Origin of the sequence: Yoonia sp., assembly GCF_036007805.1 — a bacterium.
Lineage (GTDB): Bacteria > Pseudomonadota > Alphaproteobacteria > Rhodobacterales > Rhodobacteraceae > Yoonia.
Genome location: NZ_DASYOK010000085.1, coordinates 1 through 4,796, shown reverse-complemented (window position 1 = coordinate 4,796; position 4,796 = coordinate 1). Strand labels below are relative to the sequence as shown.

Below are 4,796 nucleotides of genomic sequence, written 5' to 3'. Positions count from 1 at the left end.
ATGCGCGGACAAAAGACCTGATCATGCCGAAACTCTATGCTTACACAGATGGTGCCTGCTCGGGCAATCCGGGCCCCGGCGGGTGGGGTGCACTGCTGGTGGCGCGCGAGGGGGAGACCGTTGTGAAGACCCGCGAACTCTCTGGCGGTGAGGCGGAAACGACGAACAACCGGATGGAGCTCTTGGCGGCCATTACTGCGTTGGAAACCCTGTCGAAGGGGGCAGCTGTCACGGTCGTGACAGACAGCTCCTATGTCAAAGACGGAATCACCAAGTGGATCCATAGCTGGAAGAAAAGCGACTGGAAGAAGGGCAAGGTCAAGAACATCGACCTTTGGCAGCGGCTTGATGCCGCGGCCAAACGCCATGACGTCACATGGGAATGGGTCAAAGGCCACGCTGGCCACCCTGAGAACGAAAAGGCCGATGAACTTGCGCGCGCGGGAATGGCCCCGTTTAAGGCCTAAGAGACTTTCAGGACGATCTTGCCGATATGGGCGCTGCTTTCCATGCGGGCATGGGCGGCAGCGGCATCGGCAAGTGCGAATTCCTGATCCATCACAGGGGCCACTTTGCCTGCCACAAGCAGCGGCCAGACATGCGCCCGCAACTGATCCGCAATGCGCGCCTTGGCGAGGTCAGACTGCGGACGCAGGGTTGAGCCTGTGATCGTCAGGCGGCGCGTCATCAGCTGTACAAGGTTCAATTCCGCCTTTGGCCCTTGCAGAAATGCAATCTGAACGAGTTTCCCATCGTCCGCGAGCGCTTTCAGATTGCGCTGGATATACGGGCCCCCGACCATATCAAGGATGAGATCGGCGCCACCCAGCGTTTGCATTTTTTCAACAAAATCATCTTTTCGATAGTTGAAAGCACCCTCTGCGCCCAAACCCACACAGGCCGCACATTTCTCGTCCGATCCAGCCGTGGCAAAGACGCGCGCACCGAACGCTTTGGCCAGTTGAATAGCTGTCGTGCCGATCCCCGAACTGCCACCGTGCACCAAGAAACGCTGTCCCGCCTGCAATCCCCCGCGCATGAACACGTTGGACCAGACAGTAAAGAAGGTTTCGGGCAGGCAAGCGGCTTGTCTTAAGGTCAAGCCATCAGGCACAGGCAAACAATGGGCGGCGGGTGTCGCCACATATTCGGCATAGCCACCGCCCGGCAGAAGCGCACAAACCTGATCACCCACACGCAAGCCGGTCACCCCTGCACCGCATGAGATAACCTCCCCCGCCGCTTCCAGTCCCGGCAAGTCACTGGCGCCTTTTGGCGGATTATAAAGTCCTGCGCGTTGCAAAGCGTCTGGACGGTTTACGCCTGCATAGGCCACTTTGATGACCACCTGATCATAAGCTGGCTCTGGCACTGGACGCTCGGTGAGCGTCAGCACATCGGGCCCGCCCGGCTTGGAAATCTCGATCGCCTTCATCAATTTTTATCCTTACTGCGGATCACGCCAGACACCCGGCAAATCAGGATCGGTTTGGGACGCGGGTGCTTTGATGCCACTCATCATGCGTTCCAGCGTGCCCGCAAAGGGTTTGAACAAGGGGTTGGCCTTGGCCTGTGCCTTGAATTTTTCGAACTGCATCACGTTGTCGATGCGGCGGTCGATGAAATCATCGGTGGCCTGCATGTTCAGACTATCGTCGCCCAGCCAAAAGAGAATCACCGAACTGTAGACTGCGGAAAGCGTGATGCGTTTCGTGTACCAATTGGCGTCGCGTGATGTATCGCCCAGCGTCGTCCAGATCGCATCGGCGGTGCCCCATATCAGTTTCGCCCCGTCCGCCGCCATATGTGGCAATGCAAAAAGCGTTGTGCCACGGCGCACAGCCTCTTTGTCGTCGATCACGTGAAGGCGCAGGCGGATTGCATGGGCCACCTTGTCGCGAAAGCGCATATCGCCCAGATCGGCGGCCTTGAGCGCGGCAATCATCGCGGCATCACCCCGATGGTGATAGGCAATCGCCAGATCAACCGCACCGCGCGGGCACAGCGCCTTGGCGACGGACAAATCTACTCCGGCATCTCGTGCGGCGGCGGCAAATGTTTCGGGTGACCAGCCGTCAAAGGCCACGTGGGGCAGTGCCGCATCCAAGAGTTGGTCCAAGATCGGGTCAACGTCGGGCTTTGTCATGATGATCTCCTGCTGTTCATGGACACTAGACAAACTAGCCCACCTTTGCTATCTGCCCACTTCCTGCAATTTTTGCAAATTTAACTTAGAGAGGTGGTGAAAACCACATGCAGGTTAGTGTTCGTGATAACAACGTCGATCAGGCGTTGCGTGCTCTGAAAAAGAAACTTCAGCGTGAGGGCGTCTTTCGTGAAATGAAGCTCAAGCAACATTTCGAAAAGCCTTCGATCCGCAAAGCGCGTGAGAAAGCAGAAGCGATCCGCCGTCAGCGCAAGCTGGCGCGCAAGAAGCTCCAGCGCGAAGGTATGCTCTAAGCATCCTTCCGACGTTACGACCAAGAGCCCCCGGCTGAGCAATCAGGCGGGGGTTTTCTTATGCGGGATCACCCAGCCGGTTCAGGATCGGACAGTCCGGGCGATCATCGCCCGCGCAATCGCGGACCAGCGTTTTCAACGTATCGCGCATATCCTCAAGATCGGCGATCTTTGCCTCAATCCGCGCAAGGTGTTCCTGCGCAATCTGGCGCACATCGGAACTGGCCCTCGAACTATCTTCCCAAAGCGCAAGAAGGTCACGGCAATCCTCGATCGAAAACCCCAATGCACGGGCACGCGCAAGAAAGGTCAGCTTATGGATATCGGTCTGCACAAACGCACGGTATCCGTTGGCGTCACGTCGTGGTTTGACCAGCCCGATATCCTCATAATAACGGATCGTTTTCGCAGGCAGCCCTGCCTTTGTTGCTGCATCCCCGATATTCATGCCGCAGCCACCTTTACCACAGGTGCAACCCAGCGCAGGCGCAATGCATTGGACAAGACAAACACGCTTGAGAGCGCCATCGCCCCTGCCGCCAGCATCGGCGACAGAAGTGGCCCGCCAAAGATGTAAAGCGCCCCTGCCGCAACAGGGATCAGCGCGGTATTATAGGCAAAGGCCCAAAACAGGTTTTCGCGGATGTTACGCATGGTATGGCGGCTAATCTCGAACGCATTGGACACACCGTTGATGTCGCCGGACATGAGCACCACATCCGCGCTTTCAATCGCGACATCGGTGCCTGTGCCAATGGCGATCCCCACGTCCGCCGCCGCCAGCGCAGGTGCGTCATTGATCCCGTCCCCGACAAACGCGATTTTGGCACCGTCTTTGGCAAGATCACGGAGTGCTGCAACTTTGCCATCCGGCAGCACCTCGGCGATGACCGTATCAATCCCGAGCTCTGCAGCAATGGCGTTGGCTGTTTTCTGGTTATCGCCGGTGATCAGCGCGACCTGCAGCCCCATGTCCTGTAGCTTCTTGATCGCAGAGGGTGTCTCTGGCTTGATCGGGTCCGAAATGCCGATCAGCCCCACCAACGCACCATCAATGGCGGCATAAAACGGCGTTTGGCCCTGCGCTGCGATCTGCGCAGACTGGTCTGCGAAGGCCTCAATAGCAATGCCTTGGCGTTCCATCATGCGGTCTGCGCCCACCATCACGTTGTGGCCCTCGACCATCGCCGTCACACCAAAGCCCGCCTCGGCACGGAAGTCTGATGCCGGGGCAATGCTATATCCTTTATCCTGCGCCATTCGCACAATAGCTTCGGCAATCGGGTGCTCCGAGAGCGCTTCGACACTTGCAACGCGCCCCATAATCTCGGCTTCATCAAGACCCGCGTTGAGGAAAACCGACGTCACCTCTGGCCGCCCGCGTGTGAGCGTGCCGGTTTTGTCAAAGGCCACGATTTGCGCGGAACGCAAGGCCTGCAACGCATCGCCTTTGCGAAACAACACACCCAGTTCTGCCGCGCGGCCCGTGCCCACCATGATCGAGGTCGGTGTGGCCAGACCCATCGCACATGGACAAGCCACAATCAGAACCGACACACCCGCGACCAAAGCAAAGCTGAGTGCAGGATCGGGGCCAAAGATCAGCCAGCCAATCACAGTCAGCGCGGCCAGCACCAATACAACCGGCACGAACCAAAGCGTCACGCGGTTCACAAGGTCCTGAATAGGCAGTTTGGCACCCTGTGCATCTTCCACCATGCGGATCACCTGCGCCAGCATCGTATCCGCACCCACCTGTGTCACACGGAACGTAAACACACCTGTCCCGTTCACCGTACCGCCCGTGACGCGATCATCGCTTCCCTTCTCAACAGGGATCGGCTCACCGGTGATCATGCTTTCATCGACAAAGGAACTGCCCTCGATCACGACACCGTCAACCGCAATCCGCTCGCCCGGACGAACGCGCAGGATATCGCCGACGACAACATCGGCGATCGGGACTTCAACCGCTGCGCCGTCTTGCATCTGGAAAGCGGTTTTGGGCTGCAGGCCAACAAGCCTGCGGATCGCCGCACCAGTCTTGCCCTTTGCGCGTGCTTCAAGAAAACGACCGAGCAGGATGAGCGTGATGATAACCGCTGCCGCCTCAAAATAGACTGCGCGTGTTCCCGCGGGAAGGACGGCCGGAAAGAACGTCGCGACTGTGGAAAACGCCCATGCCGCACCTGTGCCGATCGCGACCAAAGCGTTCATATCCGGCGCGCCTTTGAAGAGCGCAGGTAGGCCTTGGGTAAAAAAGAACCGCCCCGGCCAGATGAGAACCAGCGTGACGAGCACAAACTGCAACACCCAGCTGGTTTGCATCCCGATCG

At 58.3% G+C, this 4,796-nt stretch carries 6 protein-coding genes; 2 read left to right on the top strand and 4 right to left on the bottom strand.

Annotated features, from left to right (window positions below; all coding sequences use genetic code 11):
- Nucleotides 1–23 precede the first annotated feature (23 nt).
- Nucleotides 24–467 carry a ribonuclease HI gene (gene rnhA, locus VGP75_RS05110; protein ID WP_327542623.1) on the top strand — a complete coding sequence of 148 codons (444 nt, stop codon included), beginning with the start codon at nucleotides 24–26 and terminating at the stop codon, nucleotides 465–467.
- On the opposite strand, the gene VGP75_RS05105 is transcribed toward rnhA, so the two are convergent.
- Both VGP75_RS05105 and VGP75_RS05100 read right to left on the bottom strand, forming a co-directional pair.
- A complete protein-coding gene (locus VGP75_RS05105) occupies nucleotides 464–1,435 on the bottom strand; it encodes an NAD(P)H-quinone oxidoreductase (RefSeq protein ID WP_327542622.1) in 972 nt (323 codons plus the stop codon). The genes rnhA and VGP75_RS05105 overlap by 4 nt on opposite strands.
- Nucleotides 1,436–1,447: 12 nt before the next feature.
- Nucleotides 1,448–2,146 carry a COQ9 family protein gene (locus tag VGP75_RS05100; RefSeq protein ID WP_327542621.1) on the bottom strand — a complete coding sequence of 233 codons (699 nt, stop codon included), beginning with the start codon at nucleotides 2,144–2,146 and terminating at the stop codon, nucleotides 1,448–1,450.
- 107 nt (nucleotides 2,147–2,253) lie between these two features.
- Between VGP75_RS05100 and rpsU the strand changes: the two genes are divergently transcribed.
- On the top strand, nucleotides 2,254–2,460 hold the full coding sequence (gene rpsU, locus VGP75_RS05095) for a 30S ribosomal protein S21 (protein ID WP_007206547.1): 207 nt from the start codon (nucleotides 2,254–2,256) through the stop codon (nucleotides 2,458–2,460).
- 58 nt (nucleotides 2,461–2,518) lie between these two features.
- Here rpsU and cueR read toward each other — a convergent pair whose 3' ends face one another.
- Nucleotides 2,519–2,908, bottom strand: a complete 390-nt coding sequence (gene cueR / locus VGP75_RS05090; protein ID WP_327542620.1) for a Cu(I)-responsive transcriptional regulator — start codon at nucleotides 2,906–2,908, stop codon at nucleotides 2,519–2,521.
- Nucleotides 2,905–4,796 (bottom strand): copper-translocating P-type ATPase (locus tag VGP75_RS05085; RefSeq protein ID WP_327542619.1); only part of this gene is annotated, 1,892 nt, incomplete at its 5' end. The genes cueR and VGP75_RS05085, both read right to left, overlap by 4 nt.